Source organism: Alcanivorax sp. HI0083 (assembly GCF_001635175.1).
In genome coordinates this window covers 1-883 of record NZ_LWFX01000825.1, presented here as the reverse complement: position 1 = coordinate 883, position 883 = coordinate 1, and the positions used below count along the sequence as shown (strand labels likewise).

The following is an 883-nucleotide window of genomic DNA, read 5'->3' as shown; positions in this document are numbered from 1 at the left end:
GTAGCACACTGATACAGCCTGCCAACTATCGCCTGGTTGTCAGTGACGAGAGCGGCGACGTGTTGCTCAATAAAGAATATGTGTTGGCCGGTCTGGCGGTTGGCCAGGTTATGCAGCTCTACGAAAACCTGTCTCTGGAAGGTGTGGCCGCCGGCAACTATGAAGCGGTAGGCACCTTGACTGACGATGATGGGGATGTGCTGGCCAGTGACAGGCAGGCATTCACCGTCAGCATCAGCTCAATCAGAGCCGTGGAAGGTGAGGTCCAGGCCCGCGCTGCTAGCGTGTACCAGGGTGATCCGCAAACCTGTGATTTCACGCTCCGTAACATCAGCAGCGAGGCGATACAGAACCTGACAGTGATCAACACCCGACTGGATGTGGATAACCAGGCGGAGCTGCATCGCGATACACGAACAGTGAGTTTGCAGCCGGGTGAGACAACCACTTTCTCGGATGTGTTTGGTACGGCAGGCTTTAATCTGACTCGCCATGCCTGCGCCCTGCAGGTGGAAGAAAATGGTGAGCAGCGGGATGTGGACACTGCGATCTTCCAAATGGTGGAGCCACCGATTTCTCTGGAGGCCACGCTCTCCCTGTCAGGGAAACCGAGATTGTTGGTGCTGACGGACAAACAGCAAGATACCTGTACCGCTGTGGACTGGCTGACTTTGCGTGCAGAATTCCCCAAACCGCTATCAGCGAGCACCCTGGTAAGCGTGAAAGCGTTGAATTCCCTCTTCTTCACCCTTGATCTGGAGGCATCGACACCCCAAGCCTTTACCGACTTGCTGGACAACAATATCGGCACCGATGTGAATGTGGCGGTGACCAGCCTCAGCCGGGAGGCCGTTGAGGTACGGGTATCCGGCTCGGCGCTGCT

1 protein-coding gene is annotated in these 883 nt (G+C 56.4%); it reads left to right on the top strand.

Annotation, left to right across the window (positions count from 1 at the left end; all coding sequences use genetic code 11):
• Window positions 1-883, top strand: an 883-nt coding sequence (locus A3754_RS27530) for a hypothetical protein (protein ID WP_197468564.1), incomplete at both ends; no start/stop codon positions are given.